A 703-nucleotide genomic window follows, 5' to 3' on the forward strand; every position below is an offset into this window, starting at 1 on the left:
CGTCCTAGGGTTATGCTATGATACCTCCGGCGTGGCACGTGTGCTGGCATCACCCTTGCCGCGGCGGCTTGGGGTGATCTCCTACTCAATCTATCTGGTGCACGTCGCGCTGCTGCCGGTTCGCGACGTGCTGGCGGGCTGGTTCGCCGGCGTGCCGGGCGGCTGGGCGATTGCGGTGGTTTGCACGGCGGCGCTGACGCTGGGTTTGGCCAGCCTCACCTATGTCGGCGTGGAGCAGCCGGCGCGGCGGTGGCTGAACGCAATTTGAGACCGCACCAAGCCGCTAGGGCTGAACCGCACGCCGGGCGCCCACGGCGTATAGGCGACGCAGCGCGGTGGTGACGGCGCCGCGCAGGCGCGGGTCGTCGCCCAGCGGGCCGAAGACGGGGCGCAAGGTGAGGAAGCCATCGGCCAATCGATCGGGGTTTGGGCCTGCTTGCTGCGCGATGGTCGCGAGGCCGGCGGCCATGGGGTCGCGCACGTCGATCGACTTCCCGGCCTCGTCGGTGCCGGTGACGTAGCGGATCCAGCCGGCCACCACCAGGGCATGGGCGCCGATTGGCAGGCCTCGGTCCAGGCGGTCCTGAATGGTGCCGAGGATGCGCTGCGGCAGTTTCTGTGAGCCATCCATGGCGATCTGCCAGGTGCGGTGCTGCAGCGCCGGGTTGCGGAAGCGGACGAGCAGGGATTGGCGATAGGCCAC

The 703-nt window shown here is 69.4% G+C and carries 1 protein-coding gene and 1 pseudogene; one reads left to right on the plus strand and one right to left on the minus strand.

Annotation, left to right across the window (positions count from 1 at the left end; all coding sequences use genetic code 11):
* Positions 1 to 268 (plus strand): acyltransferase family protein (locus GSQ76_RS11675; protein WP_408836495.1); only part of this gene is annotated, 268 nt, incomplete at its 5' end.
* A gap of 15 nt (positions 269 to 283) precedes the next feature.
* On the opposite strand, the pseudogene GSQ76_RS11680 reads toward GSQ76_RS11675, so the two are convergent.
* A pseudogene (locus GSQ76_RS11680) lies at positions 284 to 703 on the minus strand (mannitol dehydrogenase family protein); the annotation flags it as partial.

This window comes from Acidisphaera sp. L21 (genome assembly GCF_009765685.1).
Classification (GTDB): domain Bacteria; phylum Pseudomonadota; class Alphaproteobacteria; order Acetobacterales; family Acetobacteraceae; genus LMUY01.